Origin of the sequence: Spirosoma soli (genome assembly GCF_042684525.1) — a bacterium.
GTDB classification, from domain to species: Bacteria; Bacteroidota; Bacteroidia; order Cytophagales; family Spirosomataceae; genus Spirosoma; species Spirosoma soli.
Window position 1 is genome coordinate 108,173 of sequence record NZ_JBHULN010000003.1, and the last position, 18,711, is coordinate 126,883.

The window sequence follows — 18,711 nt, forward strand, 5'->3', positions numbered from 1 at the left end:
GAAAACAAGCCAAAAATCCTGTTTAATCCTATTCATCCTGTCGAAAGAAAATCATACAAATGCCTCGGCGTAACGTTCAGCCACCTCATCCAGCACGGCACTAGTTTCGGCGTACGAATCGGCAGTAACGAGCCGCATTCGGAACGGCTTAAAATCGGGGAGGCCCCGGAAATAATTGGCGTAATGACGGCGCATCTCAAACAGGCCCACAATCTCACCCTTCCAGCGGATGGAGAAATCCAGATGCTGGCGACATACCGAGACCCGGTCAGCAATAGTCGGTGGCGCTAAGTGCTCACCAGTTTGCACGAAATGCTTGATTTCGTTAAAAATCCAGGGATAGCCAATGCTTGCCCGACCAATCATAACGCCATCCACACCGTACCGATTTTTATATTCCATCGCTTTCTCCGGCGAATCAATGTCGCCGTTCCCAAAAATCGGAATTTGAATGCGTGGATTGTCTTTAATACGGCCAATGAGCGTCCAGTCGGCATCGCCCTTATACATCTGTGCACGCGTCCGGCCGTGAACAGTCAGCGCTTTAATCCCAATGTCCTGTAAGCGTTCGGCTACGTCCTCTACGTTTTTGGTATGATCGTCCCAGCCAAGGCGGGTTTTCACCGTTACAGGCAGGTGCGTGGCTTTGACCACGGCTTCGGTCATGCGCACCATTTTCGGGATGTCCTGCAACAAGGCAGCGCCCGCTCCCCGACAGGCAACGTTTTTCACGGGGCAGCCGTAGTTAATATCGATCAGGTCAGGATTGGCCCGGGTCGCAATGCGGGTGCACTCGCCCATTGTTTCGACATCTGAGCCAAACAACTGAATGCCGATGGGACGTTCGTACTCGAAAATGTCTAACTTTTGTCTACTTTTTGCAGCATCGCGAATCAGTCCTTCTGACGAGATAAATTCGGTGTACATCAAATCGGCTCCGTTTGCTTTGCAAACCGCCCGAAATGGCGGGTCACTGACATCCTCCATCGGAGCCAGTAACAACGGGAAATCCGGCAGTTGTATAGTACCAATATTGACCATTTTCTATAATGTTATTACGTAGTCATTAGGTTGTCATTTACTGTATTCAGCTCTTGATGACGACCTAATGATAGTGACTCACACTAAAGTTTTAGCACAATCCGAAGGCGGAAATGGTTCCCTTTAACGGATTATAGCAATGAGTCAGTAAATTTACGGGAAATTATGCAGCCAATCTATACGCAGAATCGTTCTTCCTCACGCCCTCCTACCCTCGGCGGGCTTATTATGCTCATTGGTTTCGTACTTCTTGGGAGTGTTATCAGCACACTGATTTTATTCGGTATTCTGATTGCGATCAAAGGGCTCGATCCTGCCGAAGCACAGGCCTACCTTATGGAGCTAGCGGCCAATCCGACCAAGGCTTCCAACGGTTGGTATGAACTGATGACGCTTCAGGCTGTTAATCACCTGGGGTCATTTCTGCTGCCAGCTTTACTGTATTGGTCTGTCATTGAGCACCGAACCTGGAGCCAGTTCAGCCCAAGACCACTTCATCTGGTCACGGGGCTGGGCCTGGTAGTACTAGCCGTCATTACGTTTATGCCGTTTGATGGTTTGATTATCGAGTGGAATCAGAATCTGCATTTACCACAGACCTTGGCACCGCTGGAGCAGTGGATTCGCGATAAAGAGAAAGGCCTCGAAGGTGTCACCAAGTACCTCACTACGTTTAAAACCACTCAGCAGTTACTGATTGCTATGCTGGTGATTGCCGTTATCCCAGCGATTGGGGAAGAGACCCTGTTCCGGGGAATTCTCCAACGCAATTTGAGCTACTGGACGGGTAACGTTCATGTTGGCATATGGGTGGCAGCTGCGTTGTTCAGTGCCATTCACGTGCAATTTCTGGGCTTTTTTCCCCGCATGTTGCTTGGCGCGTTGTTCGGTTATCTATACCTCTGGTCTGGTAATTTGTGGGTCGCCATTCTGGCTCATTTTGTCAACAATGGGTTCACGGTGCTGATGGTCTATTTATACCAGCGAAAGGTCACATCCATGAATATAGAAAGTACGGAGGTTGTACCGGTGGCCGGAGCCATGATTTCGCTGGTGATCACGGCTGGTCTTTTATACGTCTTCTGGCGGACAAATGCTCATAAAACATCGGTAGACACCGGTGATTAATTAAGTAGTCATTTAGGGTCAAGTATGGTCAAGCGTTATCAGGCATCGTAAATTTCTTATCAATTACTATCCACGCCTGATACTCCCTGACCAAACCTAACCACAAAACGGATATGACAGAAAACTGGGAGTCAATATACACCACACCCCTGCCCCACCGGGCCGAGTTAGCCAAGGCACTGCTGGCTGAACATGACATCCCGGCGGTGGTCGTAAATCGGCAAAGCAGCAGTTACCCTACCATCGGGTGGGGCAAGAGCGAAGTGCACGTACAGGCCCAAAATGCAATCCTGGCCAAAGTAATCCTGGAGAATGAAGCAACGTTTAGCTAAGATGTCGAACCTCCAGCAGCGGGTCATTGCGGCCGTTGTAGGGGTTCCGCTCATCATTTTTATGATCTGGTACGCCGACTGGACGTTTGCGTTACTATTCTGCGTGATTAGTGCGCTTACCCAGCGAGAGTTTTACAGACTACTTGGCCTCGACGGTTTTGAGCCGCTTACGGCCTACGGAACGCTCGTCGGCACGATGGTTTGCGTACTGGCTTATTTCATTGAAACCGACATGATCGGTACGGGCAATTACTTTTTGATCTGCCCGGCCTCGTCGATGATCTTTCTGATAAAGCTGTACAAAAAGCGGGATATGAAGCCCTTTACCAATATTGGCTTCACTTTCCTGGGCATCATCTACGTGGCCATGCCGTTTGCGCTGCTGATTATTCTGGCGCTTCGGGGTGGCACTTACCATCCCATTATTATTACCGGCTGTTTGCTGCTGCTTTGGGCCAGCGACATTGGGGCTTATTTTGCCGGCACAAAATTCGGCCGTCGTAAGCTCTTTGAACGTGTATCGCCAAAAAAATCGTGGGAAGGCGCCCTCGGTGGTGCTGCGGCTGCCGGGCTGGTCGCGCTGGGCCTGGCGTTTTACGCCCCCGAACTAAGGCCCTGGCAGTGGTACTGCGTCGGCGGCATTATTGTCGTAACGGGTACGTATGGTGACCTCGTGGAGTCGCTATTCAAACGTAGCATTGCCATTAAAGACTCGGGGAGCAGCATTCCGGGGCATGGCGGCTTTCTGGATCGCTTTGACGGACTGCTCCTGGCCGCTCCGTTTATCATCACGTTCCTGAAATTGTTTACGTAGTCAATGGCTCTAATTGGTACGTTAGATAGCCCGTAAGGTTGAACAGCCAGTTACTGAATAAGGTTACCTACAGAAGGTCCTAATATTTCTTAAAATTCAGATAGTCGAAACCATATCTTGCCTTTTCCTCGTTACTTTGTATTATAGTTAGTATGCCTATGAAAAAGTTATTAACGTTATTGGCGCTGGTTCTCGCGTTTTCTGCCCTGACGGGGTTGTTTTCGACCGTACGGGCGCAGGGGCAAGAACGGCAGGTGACGTTTACGGGCTTCATAACGGGCGGTAAATCCAACGAGCCCCTACCGGGTGCTTACATCTATATACCAAAAGCGGGAAAAGGGGTTCTGTCAGCTACCAATGGCTATTTTGCGCTACCCGTTTTTCCTGGCGACAGTATCATCTTTAGTTACGTCGGTTTTAAAACGCAGTACCATATTATTCCCAATAGGCTAACAGACCTGACGTATTCGGCTGTAGTAGCCCTACAAGAGGATGTGAAGACCCTGGCCGAAGTAAAAGTATATCCCTACGCCACCGAGGAGCTATTTAAAGAAGCCTTCGTGAACCTGAAGCTACCTGACGAAAAAGAACGCGAGAACCTAGCCAAGAACATGGACCCTGCGGCTATTATGCGACAGGCGGCCACCATGCCGATGGGTGCGCTGGCCAACCACCAGAATTTTGTCAATCAGCAATTTTTCGGGCGAGAGTCGATCATTGGCCGAAGTCAGATGCCTACCTTCTCGTTTACTAATCCTTTCGCCTGGGCAAACTTCATTCGGTCCGTCAAACGGGGCGATTTGAAGAATAAAGAGTGGCGTAGCGAACTCAATAAGGCGCCCCGCGAGAACGTATCCCGAAAAGATATTTTGCAGGAGAATTAGGGACTGTAGCTATGCAGACTCCTGTAGGTTAGCACCTACCTACGGCGGGTTGCTAAAAATTCCAGAGACCATCTCTACTTTTCGGTGTAAATCCACGATTACTTAACAGGTAGTAATTGAAATATGGCTCAGGTGTAAATCGCCATAGAAAAAAGAACTATTTCGATAGATCTTGTTGGCAATTTCAATTACCTTCAAATTTGATAATTCATTCACCCTGTGTATTGATCAGCCGATTATCAAATAGTAATCAGATGTAAGGTTCAATAGTTAATTGTGGCCGGGATGCAATCAATCCACATGTAAAGCGAACAGCCTATGATCTCTAAAAAAGCAAAATACGCCTTCAAAGCACTTCGGATATTAACAGAAGAGTACGGAAAGGGACCGATTCTCATTACCTATTTGGCAGAAAAAGAAAACATTCCGCAAAAATTCCTCGAATCCATTCTACTGGATCTACGGAATCATGGCATTCTGCAAAGTCAGAAAGGAAAAGGCGGGGGCTACATGCTGCGAGTTGATCCGCAACGCGTTAACCTGGCTCAGGTGCTGCGTGTCATCGACGGGCCGATTGCTCCGACACCCTGTGTTTCAAAATACTTCTACGTTCGTTGCGACGACTGCGAAGACGAGCATACCTGTACGATTCGTCCCATTATGGAGCGGGTTCGGGATGCCAATCTAGCCGTTTACGAAACGATTACCTTACATACGTTTGCCCAGCGGGAAATCGAAATTTTGTAAGCGTACACGTTGGCCTGCGGTCACTACATGACAAAAAGAATTGTGTGGTGAGCAAGGTATGATCCTGCTTAGTGAAGGGTGGTCACGCACTAATGGATGGTTGAGGAAGCATGTGACATGATGAGGTAATAAAAACTTTACACTGCAAACGCCTGACTACCTTGTATCTTCACGAATTAGACCAATTCACAGAAGATGCGTCTCCTCAGTCATCTTTATGCGTTAGTATACACGGCCACACAAATGATGCGTGGCCCCATGCAAAAGGTTTGTCTGATTTTTTTGCTCTTTCTCAACTATCAACCGTTCAGTGTGGCCCAATCCATGGCTGACAGTGAGCAGCTATCGCGCCAGTACCCTGACTCTGCTTACCGGCTGATTAAAGTTAAGCTGGATAAGGCCGTTAGTCAGAACGACCAACGTACCGAAGGCATCTGTCGGCAGCAACTGGGTCTGCTTTTCTACCATCAGGGCAGCTACGCCCAGGCTATTGATTACCTCTTGCAGGCGCAACGACTTTTTGTCAGTCTCGGCGATGACGACCGACTCGCTCAAAACCGCAATGAGTTGGGCACGGTGTATTATTATAACGAACAAAGCGAACGGGCGCTGGCTCAGTTCAACGAAGCGTTGGCCTTTTATCGCCGAAGTCGCGATGCCCAGGGGCTGGCGCGGACCTACGCCAACATTGGCCACATCTACGAAAAGCGTAAAGACCTTGACCAGGCGTATCGTTACCAAAAGCTGGCCCTGGCTAACGGACGGATGGTCAACGACGTAGCCGGCTTAGCCAAAATCTACGAGAATTTGGGCAGCATTTTTGAAGACCGGGCGCAGTATGACTCGGCTCATTATTATTACCGGAATGCCCTAACGCTAGCTCAACAAACCCGCGACGAAATCGGTCAGATTGAGATAATCAACAACTTAGGCGATGTGTACCGTAAAACCGCGCGGTATCAACAGGGCTTAGTCCTGTCGCGGCAGGCCATGCAGTTGGCCCGGCAAAAAGGCGAGCGGTATCAACTCAGTAGCGCTTACCGCGACATTGCCAAAACGTACCGGCTCCTGAACCAGCCCGATAGCGCCTACGAGTATATTGAGCGCAGTCGCGATCTCGTCGACGAGATCTATGCTCTGGAGAATAACCGGCAGATTACGCTGCTCCAGACTCTTTACGACGTAGAGCGAAAAGACAGTGAGATTGCTCAGCTGAACGCCCAAAAGCAGGTGGACTTCATTGCGATTGTAGCCTCGGTACTGGTCTTGCTGCTGATTGGTATTTTAGGCGCCGTGATCATCAGTCGCCAGCGGCTCAAGATACGTAACGAGCAGGCGCTGAATCAGCAGAACCAGCAGATTTTTCGTACACAGAACGACCTCATGCAGGTGGCGTTGAAGAACAAGCAGTTGGAGGAAGAAAATCTGAAAAGCCAACTGGAATTGAAAAGTAAAGAGCTTACGACGCATACCCTCCAGATCATTCAGAAAAATCAGGTCCTCGAAGAGCTCAAAAATGACCTGACCGCCATTCTGAAAGATGATAAACGCGACCAGAAAAAACAACTTAAGCAGTTAGTTCAAAAAGTTAGCTTAAGCTTTAACCAAGACAAGTACTGGGCTGATTTCCGTAGCATTTTTGACCAGGTTCACCCGCATTTTTTCAATCAGCTTACCCAGCAGTTCGCCGATCTGACCGCCACCGACCTACGCCTGATTGCCCTGCTGAAAATGAACATCAGTTCGCCGGACGTAGCCACGCTCCTTGGCATTTCGTTAGACAGCCTACGGGTTTCCCGCTATCGGTTACGTAAAAAGATTGGACTAGCCGAAGGCGAATCACTCTCCGCCTACATCCAACGCTTTCCGGCCCAGGTTACGTTGCCCTCGAAAGTAGAAGCCATTTAAGCGCATCGACCCGACTTCACATTTAGGAAACAGTTTGGTAACAGTAACTTAATGGCTATTTTGTAACGCAATTTAGTGTTATTAATCAGACAGTTACGCCATTCTTGTCTACGCTGTTGCCTGTCTGCTTACGCGGCTGATTGCCTTGTTGCCTTTTTGTTCACGCCCCAAATTTGCCCGTCTCCTCTCCTTCTTCCCACCTTTGTCAGGCCAGTTAGCAGCGCCTTTTGAGCTCAGCTTTTCTGACGCCAACTTCGAATTGTCTTTTCTTTCTCTGTTAGATGAAGCGCTTACTACTAAGTCTCATTTGCCTGCTTTTTTTCCTGCGTGCTTCGGCCGGTACCATTCGGGGCCGAGCCATTGATGCCATTACGGGACAGCCGGTCATTGGGGCTACGTTGATTCTTGAAAACACAAAGCTTCACAATATCTCGGGTTTAGATGGTTCATATCAGATCAAAAACGTACCCACCGGAACCTATAAAATTCGCATCAGCTACGTATCGTACCAGACAATGACCCGTGAGGTGATCGTTGAAAGCGCGGAGCAGATCATCACGATGGATTTGCCCCTGCAAACCGAACGCGAGCGGGAAATTGCCGAGGTAACCGTGAAAGCGAAACGCGACGGGGCCAGCGACCGCACCGCCCGCGACCTCGAACGGAATGCGCTTCAGGTCACAAACATCGTATCGGGGCGCACCATCGAGCTCTCGCCCGATTTAACGGTTGCCAACGTCATTCAGCGGGTGTCAGGCATCTCGATTGAGCGTAACAGCAACGGCGACGGTCAGTACGCCATTCTGCGGGGGATGGACAAACGATACAACTACACCCTGGTCAACGGAGTCAAGATTCCAAGCCCCGACAATCGGTACCGTTATGTACCGCTGGACATTTTTCCGGCCGAACTGCTCGACCGGCTCGAGGTGTATAAAGCTCTGACGCCTAGCATGGAGGGCGATGCGGTGGGCGGAGCGATTAATATGGTGATGAAGGACGCTCCGGATCGTCCGACGATTCTGGCAAATATCTCAACCGGCTACAGTGAGCTGTTCTTCAACCAGCCGTTTGTGAGCTTTGATGCGCAACACATCAACCCAAAATCGCCTTACGAGCAGTACGGTAGTCAGTACGGCGCCAAATTTGCGGACTTCAATAAGGCCTCAACAACTTACAAAAGCCAGGCTCCTCCGCCGAACCTGCTGGGTAGCTTCGCCATTGGCAACCGGTTTTTTAACCAACGGTTCGGGGTTATGCTGGCGGGAAGTTTACAGAATACGTTTCGGGGCAGCAACAGCCTTTTTTTCAACGGCGACGTAGTTGATACCTTACGCGGCATTACCCTCGACAAATTGAGCGAGCGTCGGTATTCGGAGCAGCAAACGCGGTATGGCCTTCACGCCAAGATGGATTACAGAGTATCCGAGCGCCACAAAATTCAATGGTTCAATGCGCTCATTAGCCTAACCAACCAGCAGATTCGGGAAACGAAGTCGACACAGTTAGGCATCGGCGGTTTCGACCCGGTATTGGGAAATGCAACCCTCGGCTACGAAACCCGCTCCCGACTCACGAAGCAAAAAATTTATAACAGCACCTTACAGGGGACGCATCAACTGACACCACTGCTGGCCGTCAACTGGTCGGCGGTCTATTCACTGGCAACCAACGCCGTTCCCGATCAAACGTATGTGCCGCTGCTGGGTATCCGTAAGAATTTTGTGGACCAGCGCACCACCGTTCAGGACGGGAGCCGCCGGTGGGAGCACAATACCGATACCGATCTGGCCGGGTATCTGAACGTTACGTTTAAGTCCTCGGTGGCGGGCGTCGGTGTCGAATGGATGGCGGGTGGCCTCTACCGCGACAAACAACGGACAAATTTTTACAATAATTACACCCTACGTCCGACCAACCCGTTTGCTCAGTACGGCGTCGATTTCACCGATTACAACCAGATTGTCTGGAACGTACAGAATCCGTTGGGGTCGGTGGCCTCGGCGCTGAATTACGACGCCAGCGAGCAAACAACATCGGGCTATCTACAATTCCGCACCACCGACCAGCCGCTGGAAGTAACCGGGGGCGTGCGCATTGAGCATACCAATCAGGGCTACGCAATGAAGTTTCCGATTGGCGAAGACCAGCCCGTGGGCAGTCAGGTTTATACCGACGTTTTACCAAGTCTGCATTTTCGGTATCGGGCCACCGAGCGTACCAACTGGCGACTGTCGTACTTCCGGTCGCTTAACCGGCCTGGTTTTTTCGAGATCGTACCGTACCGGATTGTTAATGAAGAATACCAGGAGCGCGGTAACCCAAACCTGAAGCGGGCCATCGCTGACAACATCGACCTGCGGTATGAATTCTTCCCCCGTCCGCTGGAACAGTTCATGGTCGGTTTGTTCTACAAACATATTCAGGACCCAATTGAGTACACGCTGCAGAAAGACGCCATTCGCGGGCAGGATTTGTACTACGGACCGGGCAACTTCGGCAATGCCACCAACTTTGGCCTGGAAGTCGACGCCATCAAATATTTCCAGCACTGGGGCGTCAAAGCCAATTATACTTACACCAACTCCAGCATTACGACCCCAAAGTCGAAGCGCATTCGAAACGCCCAGGGCGACCTGGAAACGATTACGGTCAACCAAACCCGGCCTCTTTTCGGGCAGTCGAACCACGTGGCGAACCTATCGCTGCTTTATAAAGACACTCAGCACGGCTGGGACGGTCAGCTGGCAGCCAGCTACACCGGTGGACGTATCAACACCGTATCGCAATTCGTCGATAACGACCTGTATCAGAAAGGGTTTATTCAGATGGATGCCTCTGCCGAAAAGCGGATAGGCCGTGGTTTTCTGTTGTTCGCCAAAGCGAATAACCTGCTGAATACGCCCACCGAGATTTTCGTCAAAAACGTCAACAATAAAAACTCCGACGTACCAAATCAGGATGTGTCGGGCAAAACGCTGATCCGGCGCGACTACTTCCAACGCTCTTATTTACTGGGAATACGCTATAAACTATAACGGTAAAGCCGATGCTCCAGCATCGGTATCAAATCAACCACGGCCGATTCTGGAGAACCGGCACCTGACAAGTCAATAACCATCTATTTATCATGAAACAATTGTTTATGCTGGCCGCGCTATCGGCCACTGTGCTGGTAGGCTGTTCAAAAGTTGACGAGACCAGCACAACCGCTACCCCCGCCCCGGTAGTGAAAGAGGCCGTAGCCGGTGATGTTTCCGGCGTATGGACGAAAGGAAACACGTATAAAATTACGGGTCACTTGCAGATACCGGCCAGTCAGTCGCTGGTGATTGAAGAAGGCGTAAACGTCGTTTTCAGCGATTCGACGGTGAAGCCCGAACTGATTGTACGCGGGAACCTCTACGTCATGGGCACGTCTGCTAACCCGGTGAAATTTACCGTACCCGATGCCTGGAAGACAACGGCTAACCAGTGGGGTAATCTGTGGGGCGGAATCATTGCCGCACCCACCTGCGCCGAGATGTTGATTGATAACGCAGTTCTTGAATATGGAGGAGCCGTTACGACCGAAAACTCGCCCTCCGTTAAAGCAGGGCTTTACAAAGCGGCCGCTGGTAATCACGTTCCAGCCGTAAACTACTCAAATATCAACGGAAAGCTGGTCATCACGAACAGCCGCCTGAACAACCAGAACGAAGACGGTTTCTACATCGAGGGCGGCAAAGTAATTATTGCCAACAACAAAATTTACACCCAAGGGGTGTCGGGTGGCGATGCCATCAACATCAAGTCGGGGGTGCAGGCCGACGTAGCGTTCAACCTCGTTTATAGCCCCAACACCAACGCCCTGAAGCTGTCGAACACCGGCGATCGTACCCCGCAGGCTTATGTGGTAGCCTATAACAATACGATTGTGAATGCGGGCTGGCGTCGACCAACCATCAAAGGCGGATCGATCTGGGTCGAAGTAGGCATTCGGGCAGACTTATACAACAACCTGCTGGCTAATGACCGTTTTGGGATTAAACGCGACCCAAAAAACCCAGAAGATAACCGTACGAAAGTTAGCAATAACCTGTATTACGGATTCTCGCAGGATGGCGTGACCGGTTTCCAGCCATCGACCGAAATCCTGGCCGGTGCTAATGACATCATGAGCAAGACGGTTGGCGCCAACGATCCGAAGTTTGTGAACTACCCGCTCAACACCGAATCCAAGAACGCGGTCTTCAACACCGCCTGGGATTTCCGTCTACAAGCGGGCTCGCCTGCTCTGGGCAAAGGCACAACGACCTTCACCCGGCTTTACGCCGATGGGCTTACCCTAAACGGTAAACTTTACAAGTCGCCCGAACCTGCTTCGTATATCGGCGCATTTGGCTCGAATTAATTCATTCTGTATGGTTTGACTGTGTAGTGGTCGCTTTTCAATACGTACGCCACTACACAGTCAGTTTTCTTCAACTGCCCACCTATGCAGTCCATTCATTATAGTGTCCGGTCGTTTCATCGGCCTTTCTTTCAACTCATTGGTAGCCTGGTGTTGTTCTCGTCCTGCCAGCACATGGCGGCTCAAACCACCCTTACGTCCACAACCTCTGCCAACGTCGTGCAACCGGTTGTGATTACGGATACGGTCCGGCACGACACCGACGACCCGGCGATCTGGGTCAATCCGGCTGACCCAGCGAAAAGCCTGATTATTGGCACCGATAAAGATCAGGACGGTGGTTTGTACGTGTTCAACTTGAGTGGCAAAACGGTGCAGGCCATCCATGACCTGAAGCGCCCAAACAATGTCGACATCGCCTACGGTTTACCGCTGAATGGTAAGCCGACCGACATTGCCGTGGTAACCGAGCGCTTCACGCACAAGCTGCGGATCTTTTCGCTACCCGACATGAAACCAGTTGATAACGGCGGCCTCGACGTGTTTGTCAACGAAACCGGCGAGGGCTTCCGCGACCTCATGGGCATTGCGTTGTACAAAAACGCAACGGGAAACATCTCCGCCATCGTAGGCCGGAAAAGCGGCCCGACCGATGGATCTTACCTGTGGCAGTATAACCTGACTGACGATGGTACCGGCCACGTAAAAGCAGCGTTCGTGCGGAAGTTCGGCACCTATAGCGGCAAGAAAGAGATTGAATCCATTGCTGTCGACAATGAGTTAGGTTACGTCTACTACTCCGACGAAGGCGTGGGTGTTCGCAAGTATTACGCCGACCCCGAAAAAGGCAACGCCGAACTAGCGTTGTTCGCCAAAACGGGATTCACGGAAGATCACGAAGGCATTTCTATTTACAAAACAGGGCCTAAAACGGGCTATTTACTGGTGTCGGATCAGGGTGCCAACCAGTTTCATATCTTCCGGCGGGAAGGCGAAGCGGGCCATCCAAACGAGTACAAAGACCTGAAAGTCGTGAAAGTAGCCGCTCAGGTCAGCGACGGCTCCGACGTAACGAACGTAGCGTTAGGCAGCCAGTTTCCGCATGGTTTGTTCGTAGCTATGTCGGAGGGCAAAACCTTTCATTTTTACCGCTGGGAAGACATTGCCGGCAACGAGTTGAAGTAGCTTACAGGGTAACATCGGCGGGGTCTGCTGAACATCAATTGATGTTCAGCAGACCTCTGTTGAGCGTAGTCTCCAGACTACGCTCCAGCGTTATCCGGTCTCCGACCGGTCTAAGTCTATTGTTCCGGTCACAGACCGGATAACGCGGTAACGTAGCCTGGAGACTACGTCAAACCAAGATAATGCCGTGACGCAGTCCAAACACTACATCAGACGAACGTCAAACCAAGACTACGCTTTTTCGAGTTGCAACGTCTGACCGTCGAATACGGCGTAGGTCTTGGCGGACACCCATTCGCCTAGGTTCACGTAGCGGCTGGTGGGCGAAACGGCCAGATCGAGCGGCAGGTGGCGATGACCAAAAATATAGTAGTCGTGGTGTTGCGTAGCTTCGACTTCGCGGCAGTACTGCATGAGCCACTCGCGGTCTTCGCCCAGGAACTCTTCCCCTTTCTCCTGATTGCTGATCCGGCTCCGGCGCGACCAGGCTTGTGCAATGCCAATGCCCACATCGGGGTGCAGCCAGCGGAACACACGCCGGGCTAACCGATTCTCGAATACTGTCTTTAATCGTTTATAGACGAAGTCGCCGGGGCCGAGGCCGTCGCCGTGACCGATCAGGAAGCGCTTGCCGCCAATATCGTACCGGCGCGGTTCGCGGTAAACAGGAATACCCATCTCCTGCGTAAAGTAATCATCCATCCACATATCGTGATTACCCGTGAAGAGCACAATCTTCGTTCCGGCATCGGCCAGTTCGGCTAGTTTACCCTGCAACCGGATAAATCCTTTGGGAATACTGTGCTTGTATTCGAACCAGAAATCAAATACGTCGCCGACCAGAAAAATTACCGCAGCATCGGTGCGAACACGGTCGAGCCAGGCCACCACGGCTTGTTCACGAATACGGCTTTGTTCGGCAGAAGGCGTTCCTAAGTGAAAATCAGAAGCAAAATAGGCTTTGCGGTGGGCAGTCAATGGGATGGTTTCGACGTCAGACATGTAAGCGGCTTATTCAAGCCCAAAAATACGCAAGACTTTTGGTAGCCAACCGCTTGCTCAGTTGAAAGACAGCTACGAACCGTTCACTCAACATGTCATATAGATTGTTTCTCAGTTGGTTAACTTCCCCGACTAACGAGTAGCTAACGAAACAAACTTTATGAGCAAGCATCTTTTCATAGGATTGTCGGCCTGTTTACTCCCCTGGACCATAACCACAGCGCAGGTTCGCATTAATGATCCGGGCCGTACGGTTGAACGGAACGTGGAATACCGCGCCAACAGCAAGGTTGACCAGGGTATCAACCGGGGGCTGGATAAAGTGGAAGAAGGTGTGATGGGCATCTTCAAGAAAAAGGAGAAGCCCAAACCCGCCCAAACTCCGCCACAAACCGACGCATCCAGCACCGACGCGACGGCGAATAACAACGGTCCGGCCAGCAACGAACCAAGCCCCAAAGGCCCGGCTTCGCTCAAGTCGTACAGCAAATTCGACTTTGTGCCGGGTGAAAAAGTAATCGTTGCCGAAGACTTCATGCAGGATGCCATCGGCGATTTCCCGGCGAAGTGGAACTCCAGCGGAACGGGCGAGATCGTGACCATCGACGGTAAACCAGGGCGTTGGCTCATGCTGGGCAAGAAAGGCGAATACCTGCCCGAATACATCACCAGCTTACCCGAAAACGCCACGCTTCAGTTTGATCTGGCCTGCACGAATGACTTCAATTTTTATTCGACGGAGTTTTTTATCAACATGGCAGCTTTAAGTAAACCCGCCAAAGAATTTACAGAATGGGCACGATTTCCGACAGGAAAAGAAGGGGTTCGCGTATCATTGCACCCCAAAGATGCGGCTGGCACCGCCGGGCACACTGCGTTCGAGAATTATGCGGGCGGTGAGCAACTAATAAAAAACGAAGCCGTCCTGAATCAGTTCTTTACCGGAGGCCGCAACTTCGTGAACGTGTCGATATGGCGGCAAAAGCAGCGGCTGCGGGTCTACGTCAACGAAGAGAAGATCTGGGACATTCCGCGCGCTTTTCAGCCCGGCATTGCCTACAATGCCGTTGTTTTTTCCCTCGGAGATATGCACCAGCCCCAGGACCAGTATTACGTGAGCAACCTCCGCCTGGCCGTGGGTGCTCCCGATACCCGAAACAAACTCATTACCGAAGGCAAGTTCGTGACGCACGGGATTCTGTTCGATACCAACTCCGATAAAATCAAACCCGAATCCTACGGAGCTCTGAAAGACATTGCCAACGTATTGACCGAAAACGCCGACGTAAAAGTGCGCATCGTTGGACATACCGACTCCGATGGCGACGATGCCTCAAACATGACCCTCTCCCGCAAACGGGCCGAGGCCGTGAAAGTGGCTCTCGCCAGCAACTTCGGTATTGGTGCCGACCGTCTGGAAACCGATGGCAAAGGTGAATCGCAACCCGCGGGCCCTAACACGACGGCCGAAGGCAAAGCCAACAACCGGCGGGTCGAATTCATCAAATTATAAGTCAGGCAAACAACAGAGGCCATTCATTAGTATTACAGAGGAAACCGTTTTTCCGTGTTTATGAAAACTAAATGGCTAATTCTGGCATTCCCTGTACTATTAACGTCCTGCTTTACGGGCGATGACTCTACGAATGTTGATAACGAAAACAACGCGCAGGGTACGGGCAGTCCTTACCTGGCCCGCGAAGTAACTGGAGTTTGGCTCCTCAGCGAAGACCATCGCTTTGGCTACGATGAGCCCTGCAATGCATTAGATGAAGGGTATATCCAGCATGCATTTAACGTCAATGAAACCGACAAGCTGGAAACGCTTGATCGTCAGGAAGGCTGTGAATTTCGCTGGGCCGGTGGCTCAATCAACGTTGGTTTTGGTGGTCCCCGACCCTTTCAGTCGATGTATCATGCTGAATACCAATTTAACAAATTGTATCAGGGCAACGACGACCAGGTGTCAGGGCAGGCCGGTTCTGAGCCCAATCAAAAGCCGTCCTATCACGGTCCTGAACCGGAAGGAACCGGTGCCGAACGGCCAGCCATCGAACCGAAAGGCGGAGCTTCAGCCGATATAGACGACGACGCTTCAACCGCGGCTAACGATTCGTCGGATTCCCCAACGAACATACCGCCCGTGGCAGCCCAGTTTACCAAGCCACCCATCAGCATAGGTCGTTTTGTGGCAGTACCTAATGTGGGCGACAAAGCCGTTTGGGAACCAGCCAAAAACACGCTGCACGTCCTGTACAACAATCATATTGTTAACGTTGGGGTTCAAACGAAAGATTCTCCGGCTCAACGGCAGCAGAAAGCAATCCAACTGGCCGAGTTGATTCTTGATCGCTTCTCCGAAGATGTTGCCGACTGGAATTAATTTCATCCTGTTTAATCAGCACAAAGGGTCGCCAAGTTGGCGACCCTTTGCGTTTGGTTTCAATAGCGGTCGGTTTAAACCGACCGCTATTGAAACCACCAACTATATGCTCAGCAACCCTACGCCATGATCTTGCCCAGGGCAGTATCGTACAGCGCTTTGGCCTGCTCCGATGTCAGAATCGCCGTGTCGTCGATGATGAAATCAGAAGCCGTTACGTTACCCAGTCGGGTAAACACAATACCTTCGTCCAGATACCCCTCGATGTGCTGAAGCTGGTCCGGCGATACCGAAATCACCACCCGGCTCTGGCTTTCGCCAAACAGGAAAGCATCGGTACGGAATCTAGTGTTGGTGTCGATGGCAAAGCCTTTGTTACCCGCCATGGCCGACTCCGCCAGGGTAACAAACAAACCGCCGTCGGATACGTCGTGGGCCGATTGAATCCAGCCGTTGCGAATCATGGTTTTAATGGCTTCCTGAATCCGCCACTCGGTTTCAAAGTCGAAGCTCGGCGCGGGCGATGCCTTGATACCCCGGTACGAATACAGATATTCCGACGAGGCAATGTCGTTGGTCGACGGACCGACGAGGTAGATCCAGTCGCCTTCATTTTTGAAATCGAGGGTCATGCGGTGGCTCGGGTCTTCCATCAGCCCCAGCATACCGATGGTTGGCGTCGGGAACACGGGGCCGTCGTCGGAGCTTTGGTTGTAAAAGCTCACATTACCACCGGTTACGGGCGTGCTGAACCGGCGACACGCTTCGCCCATACCCTGCACGGCCTCCACAAACTGCCAGTACACTTCCGGTACGTAGGGGTTACCGAAGTTCAGGTTGTTAGTCACGGCCAGCGGCTCACCACCTGAGCAAACGATGTTGCGGCAGGCTTCAGCCACGGCGATCATGGCCCCTTTGCGCGGATTCGCGTTCACGTAGCGGCTGTTGCAGTCGACCGTGATCACGATTGACTTATTGGAGCCTTTCACCCGAACAACAGCCGCATCCGAGGGGGCGTTGGTGCTGCGGTTGGCCGTTCCGACCATCGAGTCGTATTGTTCATAGACCCATTTGCGGGAGCAGATATTCGGATGCGTCAGCAGGTGTTCCGCTACTTTCTTGATCTCGTCGGTATCAACGTCGTCTACGTCGTCCAGATCGAATTTGGCGAACTCCTTGATATAGGCCGGTTCGCGGTATTCGCGGTGGTACTGCGGAGCGCCCCCACCCAGCACGAGGTCGTGGGCGGGTACATCGGCCACCAGCTCACCGTAACGGTAAAAATGCAGTCGTTGTGTGTCGGTCACCTCGCCAATCTGGGCGCAGTTCAGATCCCACTTGTCGAAAATATCCTGAATAACGTCTTCTTTGCCCTTTTCGATTACGACCAGCATCCGCTCCTGCGACTCCGACAGCAGAATCTCGAACGGGGCCATGTTAGGCTGACGCGTCGGCACTTTATCGAGGTCGATAATCATGCCGTGCTCACCTTTGGCGCTCATCTCCGACGTCGAGCAGATGATTCCAGCCGCGCCCATGTCCTGAATGCCGATTACATAGCCCGTGGCAATGATTTCCAGCGTGGCTTCGAGCAGCAGTTTCTCCATGAACGGATCGCCCACCTGCACCGCCGGTAGTTTGTCGGTCGATGCGGCTGAGATGTCTTCCGACGCGAACGTAGCGCCGTGAATACCGTCTTTCCCCGTGGCCGAGCCGACGATAAATACCGGGTTGCCAACGCCGTAGGACGTTGCTTTAGCCACCTTGCCCACCTCTACAATACCCGCCGAAAAGGCGTTAACGAGCGGGTTGGTGTTGTAGCACTCATCGAAATACAGCTCCCCTCCCACCGTTGGAATGCCGAAGGCGTTACCGTAGTCGCCGATGCCTTTGACGACCCCGCGCAGCAGCCGCTTGGTCTTCGCCAGGTTCAGATCGCCGAAACGCAGTGAGTTGAGCTGGGCAATGGGACGCGCGCCCATCGTGAAAATATCGCGGTTGATACCACCAACGCCCGTTGCCGCGCCCTGATACGGCTCCAGCGCCGAGGGGTGGTTGTGCGATTCAATCTTAAACGAACAGGCCAGCCCGTCGCCAATGTCCACGAGTCCGGCGTTTTCGTCCCCGGCTTTGGCGAGCATCCGATCCGAGTCGCGGGGCAGGGTTTTGAGCCAGACGATGGAGTTTTTGTACGAGCAGTGCTCCGACCACATCACCGAAAAGATACTGAGTTCGGTGAAGTTGGGCTGACGACCCAGGATACTGATAATGCGATCAAATTCGTCGGGGAGCAGGCCCAGCTTACGGGCAGTTTCGAGCGTGGGAAGAGATTCGGTAGCGTCCATGCTTAGCGAAAGAGTGAATGAGAGAAAGAGCGAAAGAACACCGGGAGCAGACGGCCCGCTCTTTCGCTCTTTCGCACTTTCGCTCTTTAATTTGCGCCAAAATTACGTCTTTTGGGCGAAAATGGCCGCTGATGGGTTGACAAATCTCAAATCGCTCGTATATTTGCACCAAGAAAGAGAGATGGCAGAGTGGTCGATTGCGTCGGTCTTGAAAACCGAAGACTGTAACAGGTCCGGGGGTTCGAATCCCTCTCTCTCTGCAAAATCTCGCCCTCAACGGGTGAGATTTTTTTATTTATGGAAAATTTGCTCACTCGAATTACAACCGACCCAGATGTTTGCCACGGCAATCGGACCGCCGAAGCGGCCGGTTATCCGTGGCCTGCGGTACCCGGTTGAAACCATGCTTGAATTGATGGCATCTGGCATGACCCATTCGGAGATTCTAGCTGATTATGAGGATTTAGACGAGCAGGATCTGTTAGCCTGTCTTCTGTTTGCGGCTCAACTGACTAAGGTCAAACACATTAGCCGATTGGTGGCGTGAAG

15 protein-coding genes and 1 tRNA gene are annotated in these 18,711 nt (G+C 51.7%); 13 read left to right on the forward strand and 3 right to left on the reverse strand.

Features of this window, described 5'->3' with window-relative positions; all coding sequences use genetic code 11:
• Positions 1–51 precede the first annotated feature (51 nt).
• On the reverse strand, positions 52–1,041 hold the full coding sequence (gene dusB / locus ACFSUS_RS06575) for a tRNA dihydrouridine synthase DusB (RefSeq protein ID WP_381520805.1): 990 nt from the start codon (positions 1,039–1,041) through the stop codon (positions 52–54).
• A gap of 228 nt (positions 1,042–1,269) precedes the next feature.
• Between dusB and ACFSUS_RS06580 the strand changes: the two genes are divergently transcribed.
• From ACFSUS_RS06580 to ACFSUS_RS06620, 9 genes are all read left to right on the forward strand, one after another.
• On the forward strand, positions 1,270–2,169 hold the full coding sequence (locus ACFSUS_RS06580) for a CPBP family intramembrane glutamic endopeptidase (protein WP_456243009.1): 900 nt from the start codon (positions 1,270–1,272) through the stop codon (positions 2,167–2,169).
• 113 nt (positions 2,170–2,282) lie between these two features.
• Positions 2,283–2,501: a putative signal transducing protein gene (locus tag ACFSUS_RS06585; RefSeq protein ID WP_381520810.1), complete on the forward strand. Its 219-nt coding sequence runs from the start codon at positions 2,283–2,285 to the stop codon at positions 2,499–2,501.
• Positions 2,482–3,315: a phosphatidate cytidylyltransferase gene (locus tag ACFSUS_RS06590; protein WP_381520812.1), complete on the forward strand. Its 834-nt coding sequence runs from the start codon at positions 2,482–2,484 to the stop codon at positions 3,313–3,315. The genes ACFSUS_RS06585 and ACFSUS_RS06590 overlap by 20 nt, the downstream gene beginning before the upstream one ends.
• 158 nt (positions 3,316–3,473) lie before the next feature.
• A complete protein-coding gene (locus ACFSUS_RS06595) occupies positions 3,474–4,199 on the forward strand; it encodes a carboxypeptidase-like regulatory domain-containing protein (protein WP_381520814.1) in 726 nt (241 codons plus the stop codon).
• A gap of 318 nt (positions 4,200–4,517) precedes the next feature.
• Positions 4,518–4,946 carry an RrF2 family transcriptional regulator gene (locus ACFSUS_RS06600; RefSeq protein WP_381520816.1) on the forward strand — a complete coding sequence of 143 codons (429 nt, stop codon included), beginning with the start codon at positions 4,518–4,520 and terminating at the stop codon, positions 4,944–4,946.
• 195 nt (positions 4,947–5,141) lie between these two features.
• A complete protein-coding gene (locus tag ACFSUS_RS06605; protein WP_381520819.1) occupies positions 5,142–6,854 on the forward strand; it encodes a tetratricopeptide repeat protein in 1,713 nt (570 codons plus the stop codon).
• 281 nt (positions 6,855–7,135) lie between these two features.
• Positions 7,136–9,892 carry a TonB-dependent receptor gene (locus tag ACFSUS_RS06610; protein WP_381520821.1) on the forward strand — a complete coding sequence of 919 codons (2,757 nt, stop codon included), beginning with the start codon at positions 7,136–7,138 and terminating at the stop codon, positions 9,890–9,892.
• A gap of 92 nt (positions 9,893–9,984) precedes the next feature.
• The gene (locus ACFSUS_RS06615) at positions 9,985–11,247 is read left to right on the forward strand and encodes a right-handed parallel beta-helix repeat-containing protein (protein ID WP_381520822.1); all 1,263 of its coding nucleotides are present in this window, start codon (positions 9,985–9,987) and stop codon (positions 11,245–11,247) included.
• 174 nt (positions 11,248–11,421) lie between these two features.
• On the forward strand, positions 11,422–12,432 hold the full coding sequence (locus ACFSUS_RS06620; RefSeq protein ID WP_381521294.1) for a phytase: 1,011 nt from the start codon (positions 11,422–11,424) through the stop codon (positions 12,430–12,432).
• 231 nt (positions 12,433–12,663) lie between these two features.
• On the opposite strand, the gene ACFSUS_RS06625 is transcribed toward ACFSUS_RS06620, so the two are convergent.
• Positions 12,664–13,434, reverse strand: a complete 771-nt coding sequence (locus ACFSUS_RS06625; RefSeq protein ID WP_381520826.1) for a UDP-2,3-diacylglucosamine diphosphatase — start codon at positions 13,432–13,434, stop codon at positions 12,664–12,666.
• Between the two features lie 160 nt (positions 13,435–13,594).
• On the opposite strand from ACFSUS_RS06625, the gene ACFSUS_RS06630 reads away from it, so the two are divergent.
• Together ACFSUS_RS06630 and ACFSUS_RS06635 are read left to right on the forward strand one after the other, a co-directional pair.
• Positions 13,595–14,947 (forward strand): OmpA family protein, encoded by a 1,353-nt coding sequence (locus ACFSUS_RS06630; RefSeq protein ID WP_381520829.1) that lies wholly within the window; start codon positions 13,595–13,597, stop codon positions 14,945–14,947.
• A gap of 60 nt (positions 14,948–15,007) precedes the next feature.
• Positions 15,008–15,817: a hypothetical protein gene (locus tag ACFSUS_RS06635; RefSeq protein ID WP_381520830.1), complete on the forward strand. Its 810-nt coding sequence runs from the start codon at positions 15,008–15,010 to the stop codon at positions 15,815–15,817.
• A gap of 119 nt (positions 15,818–15,936) precedes the next feature.
• On the opposite strand, the gene purL is transcribed toward ACFSUS_RS06635, so the two are convergent.
• A complete protein-coding gene (gene purL, locus ACFSUS_RS06640; RefSeq protein ID WP_381520833.1) occupies positions 15,937–18,162 on the reverse strand; it encodes a phosphoribosylformylglycinamidine synthase subunit PurL in 2,226 nt (741 codons plus the stop codon).
• A gap of 175 nt (positions 18,163–18,337) precedes the next feature.
• On the opposite strand from purL, the gene ACFSUS_RS06645 reads away from it, so the two are divergent.
• Together ACFSUS_RS06645 and ACFSUS_RS06650 are read left to right on the forward strand one after the other, a co-directional pair.
• Positions 18,338–18,422 (forward strand) — tRNA-Ser (locus ACFSUS_RS06645).
• A 74-nt stretch (positions 18,423–18,496) separates the two neighbouring features.
• Positions 18,497–18,709, forward strand: a complete 213-nt coding sequence (locus ACFSUS_RS06650; RefSeq protein ID WP_381520836.1) for a DUF433 domain-containing protein — start codon at positions 18,497–18,499, stop codon at positions 18,707–18,709.
• Positions 18,710–18,711: the final 2 nt, after the last annotated feature.